The sequence below is a fragment of the Halomarina ordinaria genome (assembly GCF_030553305.1).
Classification (GTDB): domain Archaea; phylum Halobacteriota; class Halobacteria; order Halobacteriales; family Haloarculaceae; genus Halomarina; species Halomarina ordinaria.
Window position 1 is genome coordinate 37881 of the sequence record NZ_JARRAH010000004.1, and the last position, 25392, is coordinate 63272.

The window sequence follows — 25392 nt, forward strand, 5'->3', positions numbered from 1 at the left end:
AGGATTCAGTACCCACGGATGGGCGTTCCAGCAGTGACGGGTGTGCTCTTGTGCCGTGTCGAACAGCGCCTCACACGACCCACACTCGTAGGCGATCTCGGGCCAGCGTTCCGTGACGAACATCGTCGTCACCGTCGACCTAACCGGATCTGATGCGGCCGACCGCTGAACGTAATCATTCGTAGAGGCACTGAGCGGACGCATCCTCTCCATTGAGGGTCTGCTGATCCTCGTCCGTATCAGCGAAGAGTGTTGACTGATCTCCCTCGGATGTTTGCTCAACTTCGGGTCGATCGTCGACACCGAACTCACTAGCCTCGGGCCGATCAAGACGCGAATCCCGGTCACGATGATCCACGTCAGCGCCGAAATCCTCAAGCGAGGTCTCGACGCTCGTTTCAGTTACTTCGAGTTGGCCATCGTCACCGAATGCGGTCTGTCGTTGAATCTCGATCTCTGGTCGATCGCTCATCTGGATTGAGCCTCCACCCACCGAGGCTCCGACAGACACCTCCGGGCGTTGGGTCAATCGTCTTGTGCGCGGAGTTCGCTGGCCCGCTGTTCAAGCCGGCGGAGGATTTGGACCCGTTGCTGATTCGCGTTCTCGTAGGCGACACAGGCTCGCAGCGTCTCCATATCGTTGATCGTCACGATACCAGCGTTGATGAGTCGCGTATTCGGGGGCTCGAGCCGTTGTTCTGGCGAAAGCTCGCTTGCGTCTGTTGTTTGACCGTCTGGATTGCTCACTGATAATCGCCTCCGCCACTGCTGAGGCGACAAAAAACGGCCCTCGTCGTTACCCGTCTTCTTCGGGTTGGATTTGGCGAGCGTCCTCTGCGAGATCGTGGATGTATTCTCTGAGGGTTTCCATGTCCTCGCGAGCGTCTTCGAGGGTCTTGCCTTTCGCTTTCGCGATTACCTCGTCCTGATCTCTGGTACCGGTTCCACGCTTGAGCTTTACGGTGAGGGAGACGCCGACGTCACTGCGTTCGACGTACTCCGTTCGTGTCGTCTGTTCACTGGTTTCGGCCGATTCGCCATCCGCACGAGATAGTTGGGTATGTTCTGACATGGGTTACTTTCGGTGATTGGTATTCAGATGGACGGTGCAACCGGCTCGCCGGGTGTTTCGTGAAGGATTGCGTCGATCTCGGGTCCGGTGAGTCGCCAGCGTTCACCAGACCCAGCGCAGTCCAGCTGGCTCACGACCTCGGTTTTGAATGCCTGGTAGTGGTCGAGGGCCAACGCCTCGTCTCTCGTGTAGTCGAGGAGGAGTGCGAGCGCGAGTTGCGCCGGACCACTACCACCATATCCCCATTCGAATCCCGAAGGACTGTGGTTCACTAGCGCGAGACTCCGATCTGGCGTGAGCCGTTCTTGGCCGGGACGTTTCTCAACGATAGCCTGCCCGCTCTGCCGATACCCGACGTAGGCGATGTCGCAGTCGCTCGCTGGGTGTGTCTGTTCAATCGAGTGTGTGTCGCTAGGTCTACTCATCGGTCTGTTCGGGAGCTACTCGTTCGAGCACCCCCGCACCCCTCAGGGGGCGAAAAACAGCCACAGGAACTGCTTTCCCCTACGCGAGATGGGAGATATCGGCTGGTTCGTCGACATCGTCGAACTCGCCTCGTTCGACCGGCTGCCAGTCATCACCGGGTGCTGGACTCCACCAGTCGACCTCGTAGGCACCCGGTGCGCCGAGGATCTTCACCCGTGCCGACCCATCGGGTAGGTCGCGACGGAGCTTCTCGTCGACGTGGAGGTTCCACGTTGAGTGGGTGTCGAAGCAGGCGAGGACGGCCTCCTCGTAGCCGCGTGTCTCTCGGGATTCTTGGAGTTCGACCTGCGTGTTGCAGTTCTTGCAGAACACTCCTTCGAAGGGAATGTGACTGAATACCTCGTGCCCGCAGACCGGACACCAGAGGAACTCGAACAGTGCTTCGCTGTGGCGGTCGATAACTTCCAGACTCATCTGTGGATCTGGCCCGATTGAGACGGGCCACCCATTCCGGCCCAAAATAAACGTCACCGTAGATCCGCACTAATCAATCAGCGCTCGGCGCCGTACACGATTCTCGAGGATGCTTCGTACCCACAGCTCCGACACTCGAACCAACGCTGAACCTTCGCGCCGTCAGCCGTTTTTCCGCCGATTGCCACATCGCTGTTCGGACACTCGGGACAACTCAGTTCGGGCGCTGGCCGTTTCCGGAGCTCGTCACGGAACGATTTCGCGTCTTTTGTCTCGTACCCCCGCGACCCCACCGGGTAGCCGTCGACGAGGATTGCGCCACGCCACTTGTAGCGGTACGAGCCCGGTGCTCGGTGTAAGACCGCCCGAGCGCCGGTCTCGGTATTCCGGTATGCGAGTGTGGGTGTGCGACTCTCGCGCTTCCAATTTGTGATCCGGGACATCTGTTAGAAGTGGACGTCGGCGGGCACGATCCAGAGGTCCTCGCTCTCCTCCAGCACTCGATCCAGCTGCTCACGGTGACGGATACCGTTCGCATATTCGTTGTACAGGAAGATTGTTGGCCCGTCGTAGGCGCCGACCTGGTGGAAGGCGTGCCGAGCGAGATCTTCGTCGCGCATGATCTCCTCGTCGGAGAGTTCCTCGATGGCCTCTTTCACCCGGTCGAGGTTGCGTTCGAACTCCTCTTTCGTCGCCTCCCAGCCACGCTCAAGCAGGTCTTGGCCGTCATCGGAGTCGACAGGGGCCGCGGTCGGGAGCTCACCCCATCGCGCTGTCCCCGCAACGGACGTGTCCTCCTCATCGAACGTCACGTGGTAGTCGAAGACTGCGCTGGCATGTGGGTCCGCGCCGACCAGGCGGTCGAACACCGTCTTTCCGGTGGCCAGTGCGTCGTCGTGGGTCGATTCTTCTACCAGAGCGTAAATCACCATATGCATCTCGAACACCTCGAAGCGCCGACGCACCGGGAGTCGTTGCTCGCTCACTCCTGCTGCGCCGGCACCCATCGCCGGCGCTCGAAAAACCTGATCTAGCGGTCGATTTTTAGGACTCGTTCGCTCGCTCGACTGTGATGGTTAGATTGCCCGACGCGTAGTCGGCCTCGAAGTCGACGCTGAACGCGTCGGAGTCGTAGGCGGCGTGGTAGGCACGGTGCAGTTCGAGCGACCCGGTCGCCTTGAAGTGGAAGAACGCAGCCGAGGTGTAGGGCTTGCTCTGGGTTTCGACTTGCGTCTCGACAGAGGCCGGGAGCGCGATTTGTGGTGTGTCCGTATCGATGCTCGCAGCGAACGCCTTCGCTTCCTCGACGGTCGCCTGCGAATGTGCGGGCGTCTCACCGGTTAGCACGTTCACGGGCGTCTCCGTGTCGTCGGTGAACAGGACATCGTGGAAGGTGCGCGTCCCGAGGATTGCGTCGGGACCGAACTCACAATCGTGGAATGGGTCGTCGTCTGGTTTCTCGGGCATCCAATCACGAGCCCACGGTGGGACTCAGTCCTTTCTGCCCCAGAAAAACACCATCTGCTTCGACGCAAATCGGCCTACGAGCGGCTAAGTGTCGCGTCCAGAGACAGTGTTTCACCGCTCGGGATGCGCAACTCCTGCCGCTTCCCGACCCACTCGCCGAGCTTCTGTGTGAGGTACTGTCTCGCGGTCGACTGGGTGAACACACCCTTGTCAACCATATCGCCAACGACGTCTTTCAGTGCCCGGAACTGCCCCTTCAGATGGCCGTCACCGACCGGCTCGCCGTCGTGCCATCGGACGGTCGCAAGCGCCCCGTTCCCTACTGTCTCGCCGTGGTCGACCGTCTCTGAATCGTACTGGAGGCCGAACCACAGCGTCCGATAGGCGGTCACCTCGAACGTCGGCGACACCACGAAGAACGCCTCGTGGTGGAGGTAGTCGAGATGGTCCGCGACGATCTCGTCGAGGGTGAGCCCGGTGGCGCGGGGCTTCGGTTCGACGACCGTCGACGGTCGCTCCTCGTCAGCGAGGTAGCCGTCGACGGCTTCTGCCTCGAGGCCATCGGCCAGTTCCGCCAGCAGCTGTTTCGCCCACTTGGAGTCGGTGTCGTCGCCACCGAACGGCGACTCAGCCGAGATTCGGTGCTTGAGCTTCAGGTTCGCTGCGCCCCAATGGCTGTAGTGGAGCGTGTACTGTCCGTCCGTGCGTTCGTACGCAACGAGTGCGCGGTGTCCCATCGAGCAATCACCTCACGGGGCGACCGCGACTGGATCGCCCCGCACCCCTCCCGGGGGACGAACAACTCTACTCGTCGATCGGGTCGGGGGAACTGAGGTCCGCGTGGAGGACTTCGCCGTCCCGAACGACGTACCGCTTCGCCAGCACGGGGAAGCGGCACTTGGTGAACCCCGCCGTCTGGATATCGAGTTCCTCGTCGGCTTCGAGGTGGTCGGCGAGTTCTCGCAGGAATTCGTGGGTCACGATGCCGCCCTCGTAGTCCGGGAGGCCGTTCTCCCGCGCCTCGTACACCTCGAAGTCGTCGTACCCCCAGATGGTGAGCTCTCCGTCTTCGGTCACCTCCCAGTCGAGCGTCCCGAAGCAGTAGCTCTCACAGAGCTCGCGGACTGCCTGCGGATCCGATACAATCGCGCCGGTCGACGTCGTCGCAGCTTGCAGTGTCGCCATGTCTGGACCTCACGGGGTCGCCCCCGCACCCCTGTCGGGGGCAATAAACCGACGCGAGAGGTGCCTCCCGAGGCGTGGCCGGCGACTCCAGTTAGGAGTCTGCGTGGACGTCCGCCCCGACTCCGTCGCCCGGCCGCGTGAGAAGGCTCACCTCTTCCAGGAGGTCTCTCGCGGTCTCGACTCGCTCTCGATCCGCGTCGTCCAACCGGTCGACGTCGAGTCGGTTGAGATTGCTGAGTATACGATGCATCCGGTAGCCCTGTTTGAACTCTTGCTCCATCGGAAGCGCCTCACCGCTCGCCGGCGCGGAAAGACCCACCATCGAGACTGGCGTCGGGCTTGCAGGAGATCCCAGTCTTAACCAACGAACCTCGACGGTACTCGCAGGCTGTTGGTTAATCGATGCCCAGCCCTGCGCTACTCGAGATTGGGGCCGTAGCGAGCCGAACCACACACCCGACACTCCCAGATCGGTTGCCCCGTCCACGCCGCATCCGGGACCGACTCGTGCGTCTTGAACCGATGGTCGGTCGCCCGTCCACAGGTTTGACAGTCGAGTTCCTGCGTCGTCGGTACCGACGACGCCTGGCGATCAGCCGCAGCCTCGCCAGCGGATTCGGTCAGCGCCATCGCTGGAACCAGCCACACCGCGTCGTCGGCGTTGTCGCGGACCGCGTCGAGACGCGCCCCGTCGCGGATGCCGTCCCCACGCTGGTCGTAGAGCCGCGTCGGGGCCTGCTCCTGACGCTCCGACGCTTCCTGCCCGTTCCACCCACTCCGGTCACGGGCAGCACTGAGAAGCCGCTCTCCCTCCTCTGACGCCACCTGTACCGCGTCGGGGAGTGAGGGCCACTGCTCGGCCAGCTGGCGCGCTGGCGCCTCGTCGAGATCGTAGATGAGCGTGTAGTCGTCGACGGCCGGATCCGCCTCATTGGCAGAGAGGAGGTTCGCCGCGGCGCCGCCTTTCGCCACGGCGCCGTAGAACGTGGTCGACTCGACGACCAGATGGACGATGCCGAGGAACGTCGTCGACGCTGCCTCGTTCGTGCTAGTGGCGTCACCTCCGAGATGGTTAGAGAGACAGAACCGGCATTTCGTCTGGCCGTCTGGGACTGACGCCCCACAGGACCGGCACTCGCCATCGGCGGCCGTCGGCACATCCGGGTAGCCACCAGCGCTCGTCGCGACGCGTTGCCGCCGGGGGGTACCTTCACACCCGTCGTCCAGCCTCGTGTCCGGAATGTGGGACGCCTCGCCGGTCGGCCGCAGTTCCTCAAAGTCGGAGTAACGACCGTTCATAGAGCAGTCTACAGAGAACATGGCTCGTCTTCGTGTTTAAATCGTAGCGTGGATAGAACGATGCGCAGTACAGATGGAGAGACAGTAATCTGTCTCAGGCGACCTGCTCCTCCAACGTATCCCGGTGCGCCCGAACAGTCGCCTTCGAGGCGTTCGCCACGTCCGCGGCCTCGGATTGCGTCAGCCATCGGCCCTCTTCGCGACCGGCCTTGTAGAGGCAGGCTGCGGCGAACCCGGCCGGATGAACGCCCGTCGTGACGCCCCGATCCTCGGCCTGCTCCGCCAGGGTTCGGGCCCGCTGTCGGATTTCGTCCGGACACTCGAGGTCCGAGGCGAGTCGCGGCACGAACACGCTGGGGGAGACGGGCTCAGCGGGGAGGCCCAGCTCCTCGTTCAGCGTTTTGTACGCGTTCGTGACTCGTGACTCCGCGACGCGGGCCATCTCGCTGACGTCGTCCACTAACCGCGAGCGGCCGTTGCACCGGCAGGCCCCGTAGACGCTGGCCGCGGCAATGGCCTCGATGGACCTGCCACGAAGCAGATCCTCGTTCTGGGCGCTCCGGAAGAGCTGACACGCCTGGTCGCGGACCGAATCAGAGAGTTCGAGCGCACTCGCCAACCGACGCACCTCGCCCAGTCCGTGGGCGAGATTCCGTTCCGCTTTCGACCGCCAGCGCCCCCGGGTCTGCTCACGGCGCATCCGCGCGAGTCGCCGTCGCTTCTGCCCCGAGAGTTCGTTCCCCTTCGCGTCGGTACCGCGACCGATCTCCGTCGACAGGCCGCGATCGTGGCGGGCCGCAGTGAGTGGAGCACCCGTTCGCTCGCGCTTCTCGTCGTCGTACGCCCGCCACTCCGGCCCGTGATCGATGCGCTGTTCGTCGATGACCAGGCCACAGTCCTCGCAGACCGTTTCGACCGCGTTCGTCGTGACTCGGCCGTCGCATTCGGGACATTGGTTCGCGCTCGACTTAGCTCGGCCGTCTTCGTCGAATCCGCTTTCGTAGATGTCTCTGGTTGCCATCGTTCTCACCGTGTTTCGGGAACCCGCCAGTACAGCGAGCCCCTCACCCATTGGGGGTTAATAGACTCTGTGGGAGGTTCTGCTTAGTTAGAAATCAGCAATAGGCCAACGATTAATAAGGTGAAGTGGCTACTACATCTCCGTCGGATTTCATCGATATTCAAAACACGAATTGAACGTCTGGATGTCTCGCCCTATTCATCTTCCACAATGAGCACGAATTCGCCATCCATCGGCTCAAATTCATACTCTCCAGGGTCGATACAGCTTGCTTCTTGCTGTGGATTCGCCCAGACGTCATACTCCAACTTAACGGTCTGTCCCGGCTCGATAGCATACTGATTAACGACTGCAGGTTCTGGGAAACTCTCCTCCTCTGGCTTCCAACATTCGTCCGAGGCCCGCGTCGGATCATATGCATCAGATAGCAGTACCAGACCTGGTTCCTCTTCAGTACTGGGGAGAGGGGTTGGGGCGTCTGGATCGATATTTAACTCGATAGATTCACTGCCATTATTTGTGTATGAGATTCGAATGTGTGCTGTAGCATTTGCTGTGATTTCTGCGTTGGGGATGTCCACCTCGATTTCTAAATTTTCTGTCTCGGTACTTGTGACCACGTCTTTGACGGATACTGTCTTTTGCATTTGATTGGAAGGGCTTTGACCCGCGTCGCTGCTGATGCATCCTGAAGTTATTACCACTGCTGCAACCGATGACAGGTATGTGCGTCGCCTCATAGCCAAATGGGAATTAGAACGGTAAAAATAAAGGCCTTCAGTGGGGTTCAAGAGCCGTTTTACTCCTCAATGATGCTGCTCCTGATAGTGACGAACACAAAGGAACACAACTACTGCAAACAGCGTTCCGAGGAAAAATATCGCTCCAGGTGGTAACATGAAGGTTGTTACTTCACTGGAAGACTGCCCCGCTCCAGCAGAAATCGGGGAGGAAGATGAGGCGAACCGCCGGAATAGCTGATCAACAAGGACACTAACGATAGAGAACGCTGCCACAATTCCTATCAGATTTTTAATTGAACTCAGAACGGTCGATTGAGTCAAATCTTCGCCAGCAAATAAAACAAGTGCTTCATCGGATGGTGTGTATACTTTCATTTCTTTACCTTGGTCTGAGTACCACGTATCAGCAACCTCAATGAGATCATTCTCTTTGAGTTTTGTCAAATGATAGTTTATATTCTGAAGCGAAGTATCCACTTCATCGCCAATTTCAGATGCCGTCTTCGGCTTCTTGTAAAGGGAGGTCAGTATCGATCGGGTGGTTGCAGAGGAAAGTGCATTGAAAATCTCGTCAGCGGACTCATCATCCATCGCTAATACTGTCGGTTCGGCGTCTTTTTCTTGTTGAATAGATTTGGCTGACTGCCGCCGAGACAGGAGCCGAGTAATTGATGTCATTATCGATTAAAACACACCCGCTCAGATATGTCTTCTATAAGCTAAAATACCCGTTTAACCCCTTTTTGACACAGCTATCTACTAACACAATCATGTTGCTGAATTCGCTCCGGGAGCCCGATCCTCCCGCAGACGGGACACTCCCGAAGGGGTGTTGGCGGTAGGTCGTTCCAGGCGTCCAGAGCAGCCGCTAACTGTGCCTCGACGATTGGCGAGTCGGTCGTCCGGCGGGCTTCGCGAATGTGAATGCGAAGCCGTTCACGGGCCGTGAGAGTACGTTCTTCGGACATTGGTGCTCGGGGACACTTCTAATGTGCCCTCCGCCCCTCTAGGAGGCAAATAAACAGACCACATCGAAACAGCGGCCTTGCTCTTCGGTACACCACTCCTGAAAGCTGTAACTCCGGTTGTGGCTGCCGGCCGACCGGAGGGAGGCCGGGAGCGGAGGGTGGGGCGGTGGGGCTTGGGCTGGTCCGGCGCACACTAAAACAAGAGGTATCCTCATCTGGATCTCTCATGCGGCCACCGTGCGATACCGCTACTCGGGAGTGTATTTCATCCCCCAGAGATCCTCGAAATACTCGAGTGTGTATTTCCCTCGACTGCCACCTTTGTACGAGTTGAACCGGTCGACGTAGTACATCACCTCAAGAAAGCCTTCTTTCTCGTGATGGACGCCCTGGTCCATCCGGGGCAGAATCTCGTCAAGGAGGAGATCGACCTGTTCGCGCTTGACGATGAACTGATCGCGGAGCGGGGTCAGGAGCGTCCGTGTATTGCTGATACCCTGCACGCCCCAAATGTACTGATCGCTCCGGTTCTCATTGGCTTCGAGACTGGATACATGACAGTTCACATCGTGAGCATCACAGTACGCACAGAGCGCCTCCATCAGGTGGTCACGATACGTTTCGGTGACCTCGATCTGCGGCTGAAGTCGATGGTCGACTCGATACTCACTATTCTGGCCTACTTTCACGCCAATCCATCCTTCTGCGTCGAGAGTTCCAGTCAGCTGTTCGTGGGTGATTCGGAGCATTGGTGCAAGTTCAAAGCCGGTGCTGTACCGCTCTCGATCGGCAATTGCGATGCGGATACAGCCTTCACCGTCGAAGAAGCCAGTAAACCACGCATCGAAATCATGGGTCTCGGGTGAACTATTTGTCATCGCGCTGCGCCCATCGGCGGCGCGGATAAACTCTCCCTGCTACCAATTGGACGAGAAGAGATCAACTCACCACTTCACTCTCCACAACGGTCGTGGCTGCGCGCGCAGCGACCGCAGGGAGCGAGCACGGAGCGGAGGGTGGGGCGGTGGGGCTTGGGTCTGGTCTGGCACCGAAAAAGAAAGAGACCAGTTCGCTCGCTACTCTTCCCACCACCGGCCGCGCTCCGGGAATTCGACCCGCGACCACCCGGTCAGCGCGATTGAGCACCGGCCTTCGTACCAGTTCTTGGCCGCTGCCCGGAACCTGACCGTCTGCCCTTCACGCACCACGGGCTGATTCGAGCGCTCCCAAATCGTGAATTTCGTACGCCCGCTTTCGTCTTCGATGAGTCCGACTTGGGCGATGGCTGGGGAACTGGGATCCCAGAGTTCGCTCACTGTGCCTTCGACCGTCACCTCACCGACCGGGACGTCCGGCACGTCCGCGATGGGCACGATCGCCCCCGGCGCCGCCTTCAGTTCTTCGAGGGTTTCCAGCACCGCCTTCGTGACGTCCCGTCCGCGCTGCACCTTCTCGGCCAGCTGCTTCGCGACGACCGCTCTCGACCAGCCGCCCTGCACTTCGTCGCTGATCCGCATCGCTTGCTTGTTGACCGCCGCGAGTTCCTCTTGCGTCAGCTTCTCTCGGGGATCCGTGCGCTCCGCCGGCGCCGGCTCGTCACGACCACACTGCTCGCTGACGACCTCTCGCGTGCGCTGCTCCCGACCGTCCTGCGTTCCCAGCTCGGCCTGGGCACTGATGCGCTCCAGTTCGGCTTCCCGCGCCCGAATGCGCTCTTCCTGTTCGAGGGTGACACCGTGAATCCGCTCGTTGCTCGTGTCCGCGATCCCGTCCGGGTGGTTCGCATCCACCTTCGCCTGCGTCTCCTGCTCGACCGCGGCCTCGAACTCCGGCGTCTCGTCGACGACCGGGAAGCCGTCCTCATCGACCGCCTGACCGCCCGCTTTCTCGAATGCCTGTTCATCCACCGTAACGACCTTTCCGCTAGCGTTGTTACTAGACATTGGAGTTCACCAACTCCGAAGGCGCTCACGCGCCGACACCGCGATGCCCTTACATCGCGGTTTTCCGACGACAACGACCGACAGAACCATCTGCGCGCTCTCGCTCGCGCCTTCGCGAGCGCCCTACCGGGCGCGAGCGAGAGCGCGCCTGAAAGAGGTGGCCCCAACCAGCACCGCGCGCCGACCCGCCCGGAGCGAGCGGCCAGCGCATTCCCCGTTCGCCGCGACGCAACCACGTCCGTCGCGGTCGGCTTTGCCGAGGTCCGGAGGACCCGAACGGGTGAAGCGCTGGCGTCGAGGGCACATCCATTTTAGCCCGGAACGGGCGCGGGCGGTGCGGAGAGCGCCCGTATGCCCGGAATGGTCGGTCGCGAGCGACGCGGAGGGCGGAACGCGGCGAGCGGGGCGGGCCACTACGTACACACCTGTTCAACCGGCCACGTCGCTCGGTGAACCATCTACCGGCCTGGCGGACTCAGAAAGGGCGAGGCCGCCTCGGCCGTCCCCCGACCCCGCAAGCACCACAGGCACGAGGAGCGCAGCGGTGGTCGCGGGATGCCGAGCGGCCGAGGGCTTTCAGAAACTGTATTTCAATCGTCGTGCTGCGCGTTCAATTCTGTAAGGAACTGGCCGGCTGCTGTCCCGATACGAACACCGTCGACGTTACGCATCTCGAGGTCATGCGTAGCAGTCCGAAAGGGGTGGTGGTCGACGAGGATGCGATGGATAACGGTTCGGACGGGGCCGGTCCCGTACCTATCGACGACAGTAGCCATCATCTCGTCAAGATGCGCGTCCCGGTGCTCCGTCCGGGGATGCTGTGCGCGTTCGAGGATGAGTTCGACCACGTCATCAACTGATGCGTGCTCGGGATTCTTCGTTCGTTCACAAACGTCGTAGAGAGCGTCGTTATCGGACATTCCAAATCACTTCGAAGGATCCTCCATGGTGTCAGGGCTCTTCGAGCAATGAGCGAGCTCGCTGCACGTAACTGTTCGCGCCCCAGCTACGGGCGTCACTGATCGCATCGAGGAGCAACCGGGCATCGGCAGCTGATAGGTGTTCAGTTCGAACGAGAACCGAGAGTAGCGTCGGTGTCGTGACGAGTCGGGTATCAGCGAGTGAGGCGTGAATCAAGCCAAGTTGGTTGAACTCGTCACAGAGGAAGAGTGCAGCATCGAGATCGTTCGCGAGCGTGACCGCCGCGTTCTCACCGTCATCGAGCGGAAACTCGGCATCGAGGTCCACCGACTGTGTCGTGAATGACTCCGTTTGGTCGAGGACGGCGGACGCGGCGTGGCCATGGACGTCATCGTAGGAGGCGATCTCTCGGAGTTCATCGATGACCGCCGTTGGGACGACGACCTCGTACCGGGAGAGACAGAGTGCGAGTGGATCAGGATCGTCGTCAGTAACGATCCCGAGACTCACGAGGGCGGAGGCGTCTGCGATAAGCCGCGACATCTAAGCGTCGGCGACCTCGTCGACGAAGTCCTCGTCCAGTTGCTGTTTCAACACTCGGAGGTTTGCCGCCTCCTCGGCGCCGACGAGCGCTTTGAGTTGCTCGAAGGTGATCTCATCGTCGTAATAGGCGGCAGCGATCTCCTGGGTGAGTGCGTCGTCGTGAGCGGCGTCTTGGAGGTACTCCCGAAGCGCGGTCACGAGGACGTCTGTTCGGTCTTCCCCGAGGACTGCGGCCAGTGCGTCGGCCCGGTCGATGAGCCGATCGGGGGCCCGAAACTGCACGCGCTTCTTATCGGTGCTCATAATGTGTACATTGTGAGCCAACGCACTTAGCCGTTTTCGTGTGTACGATGTGAGCGTCACTCGGTCGAGCGTCACTCGGCTACGAGATGCTCTTCGAGATCACGCGTCCAGTACGTTGCGAGCCCCCCTGGACTACAGTGCTCGCACAGTTGCAACGGGCCTTCGAGGTGCCCCAGTTCCACACGGAACCGGGTGAGCGCTGCGAGCGTGTCAACGACGAGCCCACACCCGTCGCAGGCGTGGTGATCGTGCTCCTCGGGATCCGGCCGTTCTTGGACGGCACAGTCGACACAGATTGGGTGGGTGACCCGTTCGTCCTGCCCCCACGTATGCGCCTCGCCCATTTCTGACCCTGGCAGCGTCTCGCAGAACGCACACCCGGAAAGCGTCTGTTGCATCAGTTGTCCTCCGCGTCTCTGGCGGCTCTCCATCCGCGATGGAACACGGCGAGCTGGGTGATCGAGTCGAAGGCCTCGCCACTCGGCCCGTGAACGAGGACCCGCTGGTCGGGGACCGGCGTCACCACATCGTCTTCAATGAGATCACCCACGAGACGGCGGGCACTCCGCTCGTCGACGTCCGCCGTCGAGACCCGGGCCCCATCCCGGTCCTGGGCAACGAGTTCGGTTTCGAGTCGTTCGTAGTCGTCTGTCGTATCGTCGAGGATATCAGGTCCAGTCATGGAAGCTCTCACTGGACGCGCTTCGAGCGCGCCTCGCCCCTTTGCGGGCGCGAACGACGATCACGTGCGGCCAGCTCGCCCGGCCGTTTGCGCCCTGCTCTTCCCGGGCACGTACGCCGAACCCGTTCCTCTCCTGCTGCTGATGGGCTAGCTCTCCACCGTCGATGGCACACTGCGTATTTCGGCGGATTGCAAGAGTCGATAGCGGGGAGGCTCTCTTCTTTCGGACTGTTAGAGTGCGATCACGAGGCCGGTCACGAGTATTACGAGTCCGAGTGCCAGCCACGTCGTTCGCGCTGCGAGACGCCGCCAGCACCGCTGCCCCAGCTGGCGGAGTTGATCACGGAGGGCTGCCCGCCGTTCTGTTTCGAGGACCGCGACTTCGTCGTAGTAATCGCGGCGATCTGCGGGAAGCGTCCGGAGTGTCGTCTGGCACTCGCTGCAGGTGTATTCGAACTCTGCCCGGACGTGCTGGCGGCGGAACTCTTGCTCGCCGCCCTCGTCGTAGCCTGTGATCTCGTACACGAGGAGTTTTGAGACGAAGCGACGGTTCCCACACTCCGGACATTGGTCCATCCTGAGCGTTGGTGTTCCATCCTCGCTGCTCGTATCGTCTGGCCAGGATCTCTGTGGCTCTGTGTCCTCGGTCTCTCGGGGTGGGCTCGTGTGGTTTTCTGACGGCGATGCACTCGCTGTCTCGGAGTTACTAAACGTAGACATGGATTCACCTGTGACTGCACTCAGCTGACTCCAGGCTGGACACCACGACGACTCTCCTGGTGGTGCCCATCGCGCTGAGCGCCGTCACCCTTGGTCGGCGCGATAAACGCCACTGCGGGGGCAGTCGCTTATTCGTTCCACAGTACTGCGATCCGGTCTTCAATCTCGTCGAGGACGAGTCGCAGGACATCACGATGATCGGTCGGCCAGGAGTCATCGTCACCGGGCGTCGGGGCGGTGGGCGGGGGATGGAAGTGATCGCGCGTATTGTGGGGGTTCGGATGCCGATCCCATCGGCATTCCCAGGTGTGCTCCGAATGAGTCTCTCGATAGTGGATCTTGAAGTCGTCGTTCGTGTACCAGCGAATAGTCAGGGTTGCTTCGTCAACGGGCGCTGGGTAGTACGATGATGCAAAGACGACCTGAAGCTCGAGATGGCCACTTGCATCCGTGATGGCCGCTCGGGAGACTTGTCCGGTGGCTTGGAGCCGTGTCTGAAGGAACTCGAGGATGGGGCGATCGATGGGGGCGGGGCTCCCGCCATCGCCTGTCGGTGGCACCATCGAGCGGGTTACCCGGATGCCTGTTCGCGCTCGCCACCCGTGCGTTGCTGGCGTGCGCGTTCGTAGCGGTCACGCTCCTCGCGGGCGGTCGCCCAGTCGGCGAGGTCGCTGTACACGTCGTCGATGGTCCGTTCGTCGCTGGCTTCCGCGGCGGCGACGGCGTCGACGACGGCCGGTGACGCGGCGTCGTACGCCTCCTCATACTCGGTGATGCGCGTCGTCAGCTCACGAACGCGGTCCTGGAGTTCCTCGACAGAATGGTCGGCTGCGAGCTGGTTGATGCGTCGCCACTCGAAGTACGCGTCATTACGCTCGTAGGTGGCTGGGTGGCCGTCGTGCCGGGTAACGATGCCGAGATCGTCGAACCAGCCCAGATACTTTCGGGCGGTCTTGGGGTCACAGTCGGCGCTGTCGGCGATCGCGCTTGCCGTCGTCGGCTCGCGGGTCTGCAGGATGGTGCCGTAGATGCGTTGTTCGACGTCGTCGCTGGCGAACGCATCCTCAAAGGGAGGTGGCCCATCGGCGGCGTCTGTCTCGGACATACTCAGAATTGCAGGTCTAAGGATATAGTTCTTACTTCAAGGAATAGTTTCCCGAACAACAGTATCCTGCGATAGCCCCCATTTTGCGGCGAGATTGAGCGTAGTTAACCAACAAACAGCGCAATATAGCGAGAACGTTGGTTAATACTTCTATCTCGCGGAACCAGAACTCTCGAGGGAGGGCTTCTCGGATGAAGGTGATGCGGCGCTACTACTCGGACTGGCCACCGAAGAATCGACTCAACATAGAGGGTGATTCTGAATCGTCATCGGTCTCTCTCGCAGTACCGGAGTCTTCCTCGTGAGACTGCGCAGTCTCCCGGTCACGGGTTGCGAGTTCGCCGGTGAGCCGCTCGACCTCTGCTTCGAGAGTCTCGATCCGCTCCGTCTTCTGTTCGAGTGTTGCTTCGAGCTCGTCGACGCGCTCGCTCAACAGTCGGTTTTTCTCCGTCAGGTATGCACGACTCCGGTCTGCCTCGTCAGGTGTCCCGCCAGCTGTGACCTCGTCAGGTGTGCCGTGGGGATCTGCGGCGTCGTCGCCGGCGTCCGGGTTGTAGAACTCCGATGTGGTCGCAATCGCTCGCTCGATGGTCTTCTCGCCGTAGGTCGACCCGTCAGCGTAGTGAACCTCGTCCCATTTCTCGCGGTGGAGTCCCGACTGGCGGAACAGGTGATCCATCTGCGTCTGGTCGCCGCCGGTCCAGAATGCAAGCAAACAGCACAGAGCCATGTCGGCCTCGGACTGACTGTCGTAGCCGACCGTATTCCCGTTCCAGAGCCGCTCGAACTTCTCGCCGTTCGATGCGTTTCGCGCTTTTTCGAGGAGGTCCTCGTCTTCGAGGTCGACGTCGACGTCGGCTGCGTCGGTCGTCGGTGACCGGGCGTCAGTGCCATCACGCTGTTCGGACTCGGAGGCTGTGTCACGCTCTGTGTCCTGGACGTACTCGCGGTGAATCGCTGTGAGCGCGTCCTGCCGGCGTGCAACGCGCGTTGGTGTCCACTCGACGTGGTCGCCAGTGACGGTGAAAAAGCGTGCTGTGTCGTACAATTCGACGCTCCCGCGCCGGTTCCGCCCCTCGGGGAGTGCGCCAGTGATCAGGACGTGATAGCCGGTACCGGACGGTGACACCTCGGTGTAGGAGTCGAGTCGCTCAATGATGTCCAGCGCTGCGTCGTCGACGTCGCCGGTTTCCGGGTCGCGGCAGTCGTCCAGATCGACGCCGACGATGGGATCGTCGTCAGTAAACACGAACCCAATACCATCGGCGTGCTCTGTCTCGCTGTAGTCGAGTGCTGCCTCGAAACTCGCCCAGGTCTCCGACTCTGTTGCTGACGCGAACCCCCCAGCCCCTGGCGTCACCGGAATCTTCGTCGGTTTGCCGTCTCGCTCCTCCTCGCGCCAGCACACCCACTGGTCGCGTTCGCGTAACGTCTCCGGAATCGCCTCCGGCTCGTTGACGATAGGGTCACTCATCCTCACGTAGCACCTCGCATGGCTCTCACTGGTTCTGAGCCAGCACAGAACGCTCTCTGCTGTACGTCGCGATCCAATCCCTTGGTCCCAACGGGGACCCCCCGTTCTATCTTAGTTGGTTGTTGGGTGGAACACCCGCTATAGCAGGTTAAAAATCGCTGGACGTGAGCGTGTTCCACCCATTTCGCTCGGTTCGTTGGTGTTCCACCCATTGAGGATTTGGGTGGAACATGCCGCCGTCGGGTGATTTCCGACCTTCGAGTTTGATTGGATGAGGTCATGATTCAGCTTGGGTGGAACAGGTCTCAAGAAGTCCCGATGATATCGGGAATTGGAGCGTGTACGTCCGTTTCATGGCTGAAAGTCCTCTTCAGATCGGATGCGGACACCAGTGTAATGCGGGACGGGTTCTCCGTCGATTCGCTTCTTCGTGGAGTCCACCTTGATGTGGGTGTTGAGCTTCCGGGTGAACCAACTCTTATTCAGCGGATCGTCGATGCCGTGTGCCTCTGCCCAGTCGTTGTAGAGACCGAATACATCGTCTTTCGGCACGGCTTCATCCGCGTCTTCGACGAGATATTCGTCGACAAACGCTTCGAACGACGGTGGCGATTGGTCTTCCTCGACTTTCTCATCGGCCTGGTCGGTCTGACTGGGTGGTTCGTCAGCGGCCGCTGATTCGGGCGATACCGGACGGAGCGACTCGTCAGTGATTGTCGAGAGTGGCCGCTTCTCACCGTCTTCATACACAACCGATTCCGCTTCATCGTGAAGGATAACGATGCCGTACGTCGAACGTGTGTAATCTGGGACGGGGAGTTCGGCTTCGGGGACGAATGGCTTCTTGACACGCACCCAGTCGTCCTCGAACTTCGATTTCGTCTCGTAGATGTGTTGCTCACCGTGCTCGTATACCACGTACTCGTCGGCAGCGTGGTCGTAGCTGTAGATGGCTGGAACACGGTCCTTCGAGAGTTTTTCAAGCGACGGGAGGCGGATGTGTTCCGTCCCGCTGGCATCACGAAGGACGATCTCGGCGCCATCACGCTGCCAGATATTCTGGGTCCCGTTCTCGTCGTCGGTCGCCGGTCGCACGGCCGTCACTCCACCTTCTTCGGTTGCCCCGCCGTTGAACGTGAGATTCGAGTCAGTTGTGTAGAACCGCGTCTCGTCATTCTGAAGGGTGCGGATGGGTGGCGTGAGAATGCCGTCGACACGCTTGGCCCACTCAGTTTCGTCGTTTCCTGGTCGAACGACAAACAGTGGGATATCCCCTGCTGCTTGGGCCTTCCGGAGATTCGTGAGTACCTTCGCGGGATTGTCGGGCGTCGTCGTTTCGACTTCGATGGCGAATCGGTCGGCAACGTCGGGGTGGCTCGCCCTCGCGTCAGGTTTCTCGCTGCCATCCTGTGCGAGGATCGAGACGGTGAAACCGAGTGCGGTGAGTTCTTCTTCGATCTGGAGGAGTGCTGCGTCGTGGGCACTCCCACCAGCGGCCTGCACGCTACCAGTATCGGGTGTCGAGACATCCTCTCCGGCGTCAGTGAGCCGGATGCGGAGCTCGTCGGCGTCGATATCGACGGTCGTATCGAGGTATCGTGATCGTTCTCGGATGTCCGCGAGTGCATCATACGACGGCGGCTCGGCGTCAACGTCGTCGAAGAGTCGTCTGAGTTCGTCGTCGACTGCTTCGACGGCCACCCAGCCGTTCTCCTCACGGCATCCTTCTCGAAGCTGGAGACTCCGGACCACCGTCGCAATCGCGACGTCCAGGTCGTCGCTCGCGATATCGAGCACCTCGTGTTCGTTGGTCGGTGTTCTCGTTGTTGAGGCGTCTGTTGCGGCCGGCACGCCGTGTTCGTCACTGATGTGCTCGTGCATCGAGGAGAGCGTCTCAGTGAACTGCTCCTCTTCACGCTCAGTGAGCGGGGTTTCGCTTTCGGGGTGGCCCGGTGGGATCGGGAGGGGTTCGAGACTGAACGGATACGGCCCCGTTTCACCGAACGTCGGGCTTGGCAGGCTGGCGATCCACTCTCCGCGCGGCAACGAACGAATCCGATTGGCGAAATCCGCAGGGTCCATTTCTTCGTGGGCCATCGCTCGTGCCAGTTCCCGGTCGACGTTGATTTTCCCGATGAGCGAACTGCCGATGTTGTTCAGGGCATTCAGGTAGATCTTCCGCCCACCTTCAGCCTCCATCTGTTCGGGGAACTGCATCGACAGACCAACAGAGAGGCGAAAGCCCCGCCCTTTCTCGAGGAGATCGTTCATGATGTCGGAGACCACGACCGACGCTGCCTCGTCGACGAGCAAGTTCACGACGTAGTCGTCCGGGTGCTGGGAGAGCGCCTGTTTGCGATCTTTGAGGGCCGCATCGAGATTCGTCAGGATCACACCGGTCATAATCCGGGCGGCGTCGTCGCGCAGGTCGCCGAGGTCGAAGAGGATGACCGTATCCTCATCGAGGACATCCCGAAAGTCGAACTGGTTCTCGGTATTGTTGAAGATCTGCCGCAGGTGCGTATCCTGTGAAATGTACGCAAGGCGGTTTCCGACACCACCCATCACGTTCGCGAAGGTGTTCGGATCTAACTGGAGTTGCCGTCGAATCGTCCGCGTGACCTCCTCGTCGCTCGACCGTGGGGCGTTGCCGATGTTTTCGTTCGGTGGCCCGGCCTCCCAGAGCTGGTCGACGACGTGTTCGAGCTGTCGGTGGGCGAAATAGTCCGTCGACGCTCGGTACAGCCCGTTTTCACGGCCGTATTCCTCGTCGAACAGGGCCTTGATGAGTGTCTTGATGAGAGTCGGGGCCACAGTCGCCCGCTCGTAGCGGTCGGTTCCCATCACGAGCTTCAAAATCTCTTCGTAGTGGTCGGCCTTCCGTTGGACGGCGTCTTCGCGGCGCCGTCCGCTCTCCATCGACGGTTCGAGATCGAAAAACGAGAACCCGGGGAGGACGTCCGGGATTGGGAAGTGGACGACGTTCTCTTCGAGGTCGGTCATTCCGAACCGACGCGCGTGAGCTCGCATATAATTCTGGGCCATATCGTCGTTCTTCGGGATGATGAGGATCGTCGGCCCCTCGGTGTTGTCGTACAGCGACAGCATATCGTTGATGAGGGCTTTCGATTTCCCAGAGCCGGTTGTTCCGAACCGGCCGTAATGAGTGGGCAACAGTCCGGGTGGAATGTGTGTCGGCACGTCTTCGGCCTCGCCGGTGTCGTCGAGGGCATACCCGATTGCCATCCCGTCTCGGAACTCACCCATAAGGTCCTGGTGCGGACGGGGCAACGGATTCCGACTCTGCTGTTCCGCACGCGTCCCACGTGCCCCCTCGACAGTAAGCTGCTCCGAGGAGGGGACGAGTACGAAGTGCGCGAGTTCTCGACCACTCAGGACGAACTCCGGTCGGGTCGTCCCACGACCGGTCGTGATCTCACGATCCAAGAGCCGCTGCAGCGCCGCTCGTGCGTTCCGTTCTTTTGTGGCTGCCCGCAAGCCGCTGTCACGTATTCGTTCGGCTGCAACCTGGTAGTACGGCCCGTCAAGCGGGTCGAATACTGGGACAAGTGACTGTATCCGCTCATCGAGATCATCGCGACCGTTACCACCGGATGGAATCCCGACTGCTCGGATGTTCGCGGTGAACGACCGCTTCGGATTTTTCGCCTCGATTGCTGCGACACGTTTTGCAACCGCGTCGCTCAGCTGGTTTCTGTCCCGGTTCTCCGGCTGATCGTCAAGTTCGAAGAGGGAGCCAATAATCTCCTGAGCGAGTGTGTCTCGGCCGTCGATGACGTCCTCCTTGCGAAGGTCGGCATCGGACTGCCAGCTCTCGCGTCGCTGGAAGACGACTTGGAATGCTACTGGTGCTGTCGCCTCCATTAGGTGGTCGACGAGCGACGCGAGCGCACCTCCTGGCTGATCGACGGCTGGGAGTTCCGCTTCGTCGTCTGCAGTAAATGGCGAGAGTGAGGTCATCCAGTCTTGCTTCCGAGTTGCCGACCCTTGCCACCGCACGCCGAGTGGGGAGACGGATTCGGTCGCTGGCCGCGCGAGTATCGTCCCCTCCGATGTTACCGTTGGTTTGGCAAGCGTCGTGAGTGGCTCATCCTCGGGAATCGCATCTGGTGGGGCGAGTTCGAGGGCAGTATCGCCGATCTCGATGATGTGGTCGGCAGACTGGTCACCGACCGTTCCTCCATCCGCGACCGATTCGGCGTCCCCTGGCCCCGATTGTTTGTTGTCGTCAGTGCCACGTTCGTATTGCTCGTCAGGGTCGAATTCGTACTGGAGGTCGCCCGCCTCATAGTGCTCGACGAATGTCTCGCGGTCGAATTCGACAGGCTGTACGAGTCGGGATGCGATGTCGACCTCGGTACGCTCGATGTCGAACGTCTCGGGATAGACCGACCGGAGCCGCTTCTCAAGGGTATCCAGATGGTCGTCGGCACCGTAGTAGAATTCGACGAGGTCATCTTTCCCCTCGCTGAGCGCGAGGAATTCGAAGCGTAGCGGTGTGTCGCTATGTAGCGGATTGAGTTTGTCAGCTAGCCCTGTCGAGTCCGTGGAGGTCAGTTTGTGGAGGCTCTCCAGTGCCTGCGGCAGACGCTCCGGATTGAGCCGTTCGGAGGTTGGCGTCACGCGAAGGTACTCACGCATCGCCGTCACCTCCCGCTGCGCCACCATCAGTCTCTGCTGGCGTCTGCTCAGGTGGGCGTTGTCCGTTGTCGGTCGCTCGGCTTTCAATATCGTCTTGGAACGCCTGCACCTCCGCGTCCACAGCATTCTCACCAGTCCCCGGGAGTGAGTCTCGCCGTTGCTCGGTTGGCTCGAAGTCGATGACCTGCTTCTCCTTGGGCATCGCTTTGACCTGAATGCCGCGCCACTCGCCGTCGACGCCCACGAGGGCCTCGGAGAAACCGGCGTCCTCGTTGCCAGGAACGGCGTCCTGAACGAACCGCATCTGCGCGTAGTTCAGCCCGAACTCGTCGGCCCACTCTTCGTCCATCCCGTCGAGGCGGTGGAACTGTTTGACCGCACACTGATCCAGGATCGCCTCAGATTCGGCGTGCTCGAAGAACTCGTCGACGGTTTGCGTGACCAGCCGGATCGAGAGGTCGTGGTGTCGGTGGTGGCGGAATACCGTTTCGAGGAACGCCAGGCTTGCGGCGTCCTGCATGATGTAGCGCGCCTCGTCGATGTAGAACACGACCTCCTTGTCCGAGACTTTCGCCCGCTCGTACACCAGCGAGATGAGTAGCTGCATCGTCAGCGCCGTGCTGCTGTCGACGCTGCCCTCCTGCTGGGCGAGGTCGAGGTAGATGACCTTCTCGTCCCGGATGTCGAAGTCAGATTCTTGGCCCAGGTTGGCGTGGCGACCGTCGTCCTCGAAGGGGCGGAGCTGGTCGAGGAGCCACGTCGCGTCCTCCTTGATCTTCCTGGCCTCCTCGTCGGACCGGACGACGAACTCCTCGGGGTCGTTGACCATCTCCTCGAAGACGTCCATCATATCCTGAATCGTCGGGCTCGGATTGTCGTGCGTCGAGATGTCATCGGTGATCCCGTTTCGCTTGTACGCCCGCTTGAGCCCGAGTTCTAGCGTCGTCCGGCGGTCGCCCAGCGAGATGCCGCGGAGCGCGAAGAAGTTCGTCAGGAAGCTCATCGCGTCGTCGAGCTTCTCGTTGAACGGGCTGGCGTCCTCGCCCATCGCCCGCTGGACGTGCTCGGGCGTCTCCCGAATCTCCAAGGGGTTCAAGCCGAGCGTCCCGCCGACCGTGATGCGTTTGGCGTCGAGGGCTTCGGCGACGCCGGCCCAGTTGTTCAGCGGCTCGAGGATGATGCCGATACGGTCCTTGCTCTGCTCGATGGAGCGGATGAAGTTCTGCTTGGAGCTGAACGACTTCCCCGAGCCGGTGTCGCCGACGGTGAACATCGCGTACCCGTTGTCCCGAGCGAACGGGTCGATGACCACCGGACTCTGGTTGTCCTTGTGAATCCCGAACTCGACGCCACCCTCCTCGAGGATCGTTGCGTTGTGCGGCGAGGAGAGCAACGCACCGACGGCGCCGCCGAGCGCAATCGACGTCCGCCCGAACTCGTTGTCGCCGATGGGCGCGGCTGACTGAAGGGCGAGATCCTGCCGACAGATCGCCGTCTTCGGCGTGAGGTTCGCCGGGTCGTCACGGAGCGCGCTCTTGACCTTCTGGACGGCGTCCCTGAGGTCCTCCTTCTCGTCGGCCCGGACAGTGATGAACATCCCCTGGTCGAAGACGTTCGCGCCGTTCTCGACGGCCTTGTACGTCGCTGCGGCCTCGTTGGCACGTTCCTGCAGGTAGGCACTCCGCACGCTCTGTTCAAGGTCAGCGTCGACCTGGAGGTCGTCAGCGATATCCTGCAGTTCGTTCCGCGCCCGCTCCTGGTTCTTCGGCGTGATGTGGGCTGTCAGATCGAACTGCACGTCCGTCATCTCGAAGAGCTCGGAGAGGTAGCCGTCGTTGGGGTAGTCCGGGTAGTCAGCGATGTACAGCGTCGTCGTCCACTGCTCGCCGACCCGTGCCGCGCGCGTCTCCCATTCGATCGCCGCCGGCGCGGTTACCGTCTTGTGTGACTCGGCGATGTCGTCGAGAAGCTGGCGTTCGGCCGCGCCCTGTTCGATGGTCTCCTCGTCGAGCAGATCCGAGAACTCGACCTCTTCCTCGTCGTCTTCGGTGTACCAGTCCCAGAGGAGTTTCCCGCCGATCCCGACCAGTACCGCGAGCAGGATGTAGAGAGCCGCACCTTCCGCTGAGGTTGGGTTCGTGAGCCACTCCGTGAGCTGGCCGACGGCTCCGCTGTCCGTCTGGAGGACGAGGTTACGCATCGTGGTCATCCTCCCGGCGCGAATGGCCGATGATGGGTTGTTCGCGAACGACGCTCTCTGCGTCGTCGTACTCGTGTTCGCGGCCGTTCCAGAAGTCCATATTCAACACGAAGAGTTCGACCGTGCTGAGCCGGCGTGCGGACCAGCCCGACGCCTGCTGGATGAACTCCGAGCGCACGTCGTTGACCCGGCTATCCAGCTTCTCGAACATCTGTGCGCGGCGCTCGACGTCGGTGAGGTCCTCACGGCGGGTCACGAACGGGTTGAACAGGAACCCGATGACGGGGAACTGCGTCAGCTTCTCGGCCGGCGTCCCCTCGTCGCGGAACCGGTCGTAGACTTCCAGTGGGGTGACCTCGACGCCGATGTAGTACCGCACCTGCTGGATGCCCCGTTCGCGCATCTCCTTCGGCCGCGTCTCCCGATACTCTTCGAGGAGTTCCCGGAAGATCGGGTTTTCTTTGACGTCCTCGTCGTTCAGGCGGTCTTCGATGTTCTCCGTAATCTGTTCGACCGGGAACGAGCGGGTCGTCGCGTGGAGTTTGAGCTTCGAGTCCAGTTCCTTGTTGGCGAACTCCTCGCCGGCGTCCTGGAGCTGTGCCCAGTCGTCGGACATCGCGAAGTCCATGTTGCCGGGGTCGATCTCGATGAACGCCTCCATCGTGCCGTCCGCGCGCTGGATCGCGCCAGCGCCCGGCCACGCCCGTTCGATGTTCGTGAGGTCTTGCGTCCGCTCGTCGGGCTTGAACGGTGTGTAGTTCGCGAGCCCGCCCTCGTTGCGCTCTGTCTCGTTGGTACTACTGTCGGCCTCCTCCGGAGCACTGAACGTGATCTGGGGGCGCTTGACGTAGCGATAGACGTCTTTCGTCCACGTCCACGCATTCAGGTGGTCGGGCGAGACGTAGACGATCGCGACGCCGAACCCGAAGCCACCTGCGACGAACGGTAGAGCGAGTGATTCGATGCCGGTTAGGCCAGCGATGAACAGGCCGACGGTTGGGAAGGCGATCAGGACGCCCACGTCACCTTCCTCGATGTTGAGGTAGGGGATGCGGCTCTCCTCACCGAACTGGTCCATGATGCGCCGTGCGGCTGCGTCTTCGTCGATGGACATGGATTGTTAGTAACCTCCAGGGTCGTTCTCGGTCCGCCGGTAGGACGGCGTCCCGCTGTCATCGTCACTATTCGCGCCTCGTGCTGCCGCCTTCTGGGCGACAGCGTGTCCCGCAGCGGCTTTCGGTCCCCAGCGGGCCGCGGTCGTCGCGACGCCGGCACCGCCGACGTAGGCCCCGGCAGCAACGCCGCCGATAAGGGCTGCTCCCTTGGTTGCACCGCCGAGGACTTTCGCCGTTAGCGGGGTCGCGTATTTGAACGTCTTCCACGTGACATATAGCGCAACGAGCGGAAGTGAAGATGCGACGAGATACTTGAGGAACGCTGTTTCCGGCGTCAAAGCCCCTCCAGAGTAGAGTAAATCGTACCCCTTGAGAACTATCGCTGCAGGCAGGGGAAGGATGGCCATTGGGACGAACCGTTTGCTGAACCCCATCGCGACATCAGAGAGGACAGGGATATTGCCATACGCGACGGCGAATGCGATGGGCATCCCATACAGGTAGACGTAGAGGAGAATCTGCCGGATGTAGAACAGCGCTTCCAGTGCCCACATCGAGATTCCGCCGATAAGAGCAAAGAGGAGACCAAGACCGGGATTGGTAATTGACCCCGTTATGAACTGCAACATAGCAGAGGCCAGCGAGGACAGCTCCGGCATCAGCGCTATTGTGAACCCGTCGACAAGGTAGAGAGCGAGCGCTCCGATCCAGTACCACGTAATGATCAGGAACGCACCGACCCAGGCAGTCTTCTTGGTCTTCCGAGCCTCGTATGCACTCCCGATATTGAAGATACGGATGGTGTGCCGTCCCTGAACGCTCATCACAAGGAGCAGCAGAGAGATCAACATTATCTCGCCGCCGATGAGCCCTTCTTGGATTGCTGGCCAAGGGGCGTTACTTGGTTCTCCGAAAATGAAGGCCCCGTCGGTCTGGGGAGTTGGAGTGCCAAACATCTCTTCGGTCAGCGTCTGATACCCCGACCGAAGCCCGTCCATGAACAGACCGATGAACCAATCGACGACGTCTTTGAACCCCTCGAGAACGACGTCTATCAGGTCCACCATCG

The 25392-nt window shown here is 60.9% G+C and carries 30 protein-coding genes; all 30 read right to left on the reverse strand.

The window, feature by feature from the left end; translation table 11 throughout:
• Nucleotides 1-175: 175 nt before the first annotated feature.
• Complete coding sequence (locus P1Y20_RS17275) at nucleotides 176-472, reverse strand: hypothetical protein (RefSeq protein WP_304449956.1); 297 nt, start codon at nucleotides 470-472, stop codon at nucleotides 176-178.
• A gap of 53 nt (nucleotides 473-525) precedes the next feature.
• A complete protein-coding gene (locus P1Y20_RS17280; RefSeq protein ID WP_285266084.1) occupies nucleotides 526-747 on the reverse strand; it encodes a DUF8129 domain-containing protein in 222 nt (73 codons plus the stop codon).
• Between the two features lie 49 nt (nucleotides 748-796).
• On the reverse strand, nucleotides 797-1072 hold the full coding sequence (locus tag P1Y20_RS17285; protein WP_304449957.1) for a DUF7389 domain-containing protein: 276 nt from the start codon (nucleotides 1070-1072) through the stop codon (nucleotides 797-799).
• 23 nt (nucleotides 1073-1095) lie between these two features.
• Nucleotides 1096-1497 (reverse strand): DUF6166 domain-containing protein, encoded by a 402-nt coding sequence (locus tag P1Y20_RS17290; RefSeq protein ID WP_304449958.1) that lies wholly within the window; start codon nucleotides 1495-1497, stop codon nucleotides 1096-1098.
• A 79-nt stretch (nucleotides 1498-1576) separates the two neighbouring features.
• Nucleotides 1577-1972 (reverse strand): DUF7567 family protein, encoded by a 396-nt coding sequence (locus P1Y20_RS17295; RefSeq protein WP_304449959.1) that lies wholly within the window; start codon nucleotides 1970-1972, stop codon nucleotides 1577-1579.
• Nucleotides 1973-2049: 77 nt separating this feature from the next.
• Nucleotides 2050-2415, reverse strand: coding sequence for a DUF7568 family protein (locus tag P1Y20_RS17300; RefSeq protein WP_304449960.1), 366 nt, complete (start codon nucleotides 2413-2415; stop codon nucleotides 2050-2052).
• 3 nt (nucleotides 2416-2418) lie between these two features.
• Nucleotides 2419-2910, reverse strand: coding sequence for a DUF7995 family protein (locus P1Y20_RS17305; RefSeq protein WP_304450041.1), 492 nt, complete (start codon nucleotides 2908-2910; stop codon nucleotides 2419-2421).
• A gap of 106 nt (nucleotides 2911-3016) precedes the next feature.
• Nucleotides 3017-3439, reverse strand: coding sequence for a DUF8025 family protein (locus P1Y20_RS17310; protein WP_304449961.1), 423 nt, complete (start codon nucleotides 3437-3439; stop codon nucleotides 3017-3019).
• Nucleotides 3440-3513: 74 nt separating this feature from the next.
• The gene (locus P1Y20_RS17315) at nucleotides 3514-4176 is read right to left on the reverse strand and encodes a DUF6735 family protein (protein ID WP_304449962.1); all 663 of its coding nucleotides are present in this window, start codon (nucleotides 4174-4176) and stop codon (nucleotides 3514-3516) included.
• 67 nt (nucleotides 4177-4243) lie between these two features.
• Nucleotides 4244-4624, reverse strand: a complete 381-nt coding sequence (locus P1Y20_RS17320) for a hypothetical protein (protein ID WP_136718213.1) — start codon at nucleotides 4622-4624, stop codon at nucleotides 4244-4246.
• A 91-nt stretch (nucleotides 4625-4715) separates the two neighbouring features.
• Nucleotides 4716-4904 carry a DUF8012 family protein gene (locus P1Y20_RS17325; RefSeq protein WP_304449963.1) on the reverse strand — a complete coding sequence of 63 codons (189 nt, stop codon included), beginning with the start codon at nucleotides 4902-4904 and terminating at the stop codon, nucleotides 4716-4718.
• 137 nt (nucleotides 4905-5041) lie between these two features.
• Nucleotides 5042-5923, reverse strand: a complete 882-nt coding sequence (locus P1Y20_RS17330; protein ID WP_368662197.1) for a biosurfactant protein 1 — start codon at nucleotides 5921-5923, stop codon at nucleotides 5042-5044.
• A 94-nt stretch (nucleotides 5924-6017) separates the two neighbouring features.
• Entirely contained in the window at nucleotides 6018-6944 is a 927-nt protein-coding gene (locus P1Y20_RS17335) for a transcription initiation factor IIB (protein ID WP_368662198.1), read from the reverse strand.
• 194 nt (nucleotides 6945-7138) lie between these two features.
• A complete protein-coding gene (locus P1Y20_RS17340; RefSeq protein WP_304449966.1) occupies nucleotides 7139-7591 on the reverse strand; it encodes a hypothetical protein in 453 nt (150 codons plus the stop codon).
• Between the two features lie 159 nt (nucleotides 7592-7750).
• Nucleotides 7751-8365 (reverse strand): ArsR/SmtB family transcription factor, encoded by a 615-nt coding sequence (locus tag P1Y20_RS17345; protein WP_304449967.1) that lies wholly within the window; start codon nucleotides 8363-8365, stop codon nucleotides 7751-7753.
• Nucleotides 8366-8903: 538 nt separating this feature from the next.
• A complete protein-coding gene (locus P1Y20_RS17350; protein WP_304449968.1) occupies nucleotides 8904-9533 on the reverse strand; it encodes a hypothetical protein in 630 nt (209 codons plus the stop codon).
• Nucleotides 9534-9731: 198 nt separating this feature from the next.
• Nucleotides 9732-10598 carry a DNA-binding protein gene (locus P1Y20_RS17355; protein ID WP_304449969.1) on the reverse strand — a complete coding sequence of 289 codons (867 nt, stop codon included), beginning with the start codon at nucleotides 10596-10598 and terminating at the stop codon, nucleotides 9732-9734.
• Between the two features lie 590 nt (nucleotides 10599-11188).
• Complete coding sequence (locus P1Y20_RS17360) at nucleotides 11189-11518, reverse strand: DUF8158 family protein (RefSeq protein WP_210113839.1); 330 nt, start codon at nucleotides 11516-11518, stop codon at nucleotides 11189-11191.
• Between the two features lie 31 nt (nucleotides 11519-11549).
• Nucleotides 11550-12062: a PIN domain-containing protein gene (locus tag P1Y20_RS17365; RefSeq protein WP_079235407.1), complete on the reverse strand. Its 513-nt coding sequence runs from the start codon at nucleotides 12060-12062 to the stop codon at nucleotides 11550-11552.
• Nucleotides 12063-12365, reverse strand: coding sequence for a hypothetical protein (locus P1Y20_RS17370; RefSeq protein ID WP_210113840.1), 303 nt, complete (start codon nucleotides 12363-12365; stop codon nucleotides 12063-12065).
• Between the two features lie 71 nt (nucleotides 12366-12436).
• Nucleotides 12437-12763, reverse strand: a complete 327-nt coding sequence (locus P1Y20_RS17375; RefSeq protein WP_122106710.1) for a DUF7558 family protein — start codon at nucleotides 12761-12763, stop codon at nucleotides 12437-12439.
• Complete coding sequence (locus P1Y20_RS17380; RefSeq protein ID WP_122106709.1) at nucleotides 12763-13047, reverse strand: DUF8069 family protein; 285 nt, start codon at nucleotides 13045-13047, stop codon at nucleotides 12763-12765. Before P1Y20_RS17380 ends, P1Y20_RS17375 begins: the two co-directional genes overlap by 1 nt.
• A 231-nt stretch (nucleotides 13048-13278) precedes the next feature.
• On the reverse strand, nucleotides 13279-13623 hold the full coding sequence (locus tag P1Y20_RS17385; protein WP_006184783.1) for a hypothetical protein: 345 nt from the start codon (nucleotides 13621-13623) through the stop codon (nucleotides 13279-13281).
• A gap of 272 nt (nucleotides 13624-13895) precedes the next feature.
• Complete coding sequence (locus P1Y20_RS18820) at nucleotides 13896-14330, reverse strand: toxin-antitoxin system TumE family protein (RefSeq protein WP_343771684.1); 435 nt, start codon at nucleotides 14328-14330, stop codon at nucleotides 13896-13898.
• 8 nt (nucleotides 14331-14338) lie between these two features.
• Nucleotides 14339-14872, reverse strand: coding sequence for a DUF7342 family protein (locus P1Y20_RS17390; RefSeq protein ID WP_210113842.1), 534 nt, complete (start codon nucleotides 14870-14872; stop codon nucleotides 14339-14341).
• 211 nt (nucleotides 14873-15083) lie between these two features.
• Nucleotides 15084-16346, reverse strand: coding sequence for a phage NrS-1 polymerase family protein (locus P1Y20_RS17395; protein WP_304449970.1), 1263 nt, complete (start codon nucleotides 16344-16346; stop codon nucleotides 15084-15086).
• Nucleotides 16347-16697: 351 nt separating this feature from the next.
• Nucleotides 16698-21035: a primase-like DNA-binding domain-containing protein gene (locus P1Y20_RS17400; protein WP_245203387.1), complete on the reverse strand. Its 4338-nt coding sequence runs from the start codon at nucleotides 21033-21035 to the stop codon at nucleotides 16698-16700.
• Nucleotides 21001-23217, reverse strand: a complete 2217-nt coding sequence (locus P1Y20_RS17405; RefSeq protein WP_368662192.1) for a VirB4 family type IV secretion system protein — start codon at nucleotides 23215-23217, stop codon at nucleotides 21001-21003. Before P1Y20_RS17405 ends, P1Y20_RS17400 begins: the two co-directional genes overlap by 35 nt.
• Complete coding sequence (locus tag P1Y20_RS17410; RefSeq protein ID WP_304449972.1) at nucleotides 23201-24322, reverse strand: TraC-like domain-containing protein; 1122 nt, start codon at nucleotides 24320-24322, stop codon at nucleotides 23201-23203. The genes P1Y20_RS17405 and P1Y20_RS17410 overlap by 17 nt, the downstream gene beginning before the upstream one ends.
• A 6-nt stretch (nucleotides 24323-24328) precedes the next feature.
• Nucleotides 24329-25390: a TrbL/VirB6 family protein gene (locus P1Y20_RS17415; protein WP_304449973.1), complete on the reverse strand. Its 1062-nt coding sequence runs from the start codon at nucleotides 25388-25390 to the stop codon at nucleotides 24329-24331.
• Between the last annotated feature and the right edge of the window lie 2 nt (nucleotides 25391-25392).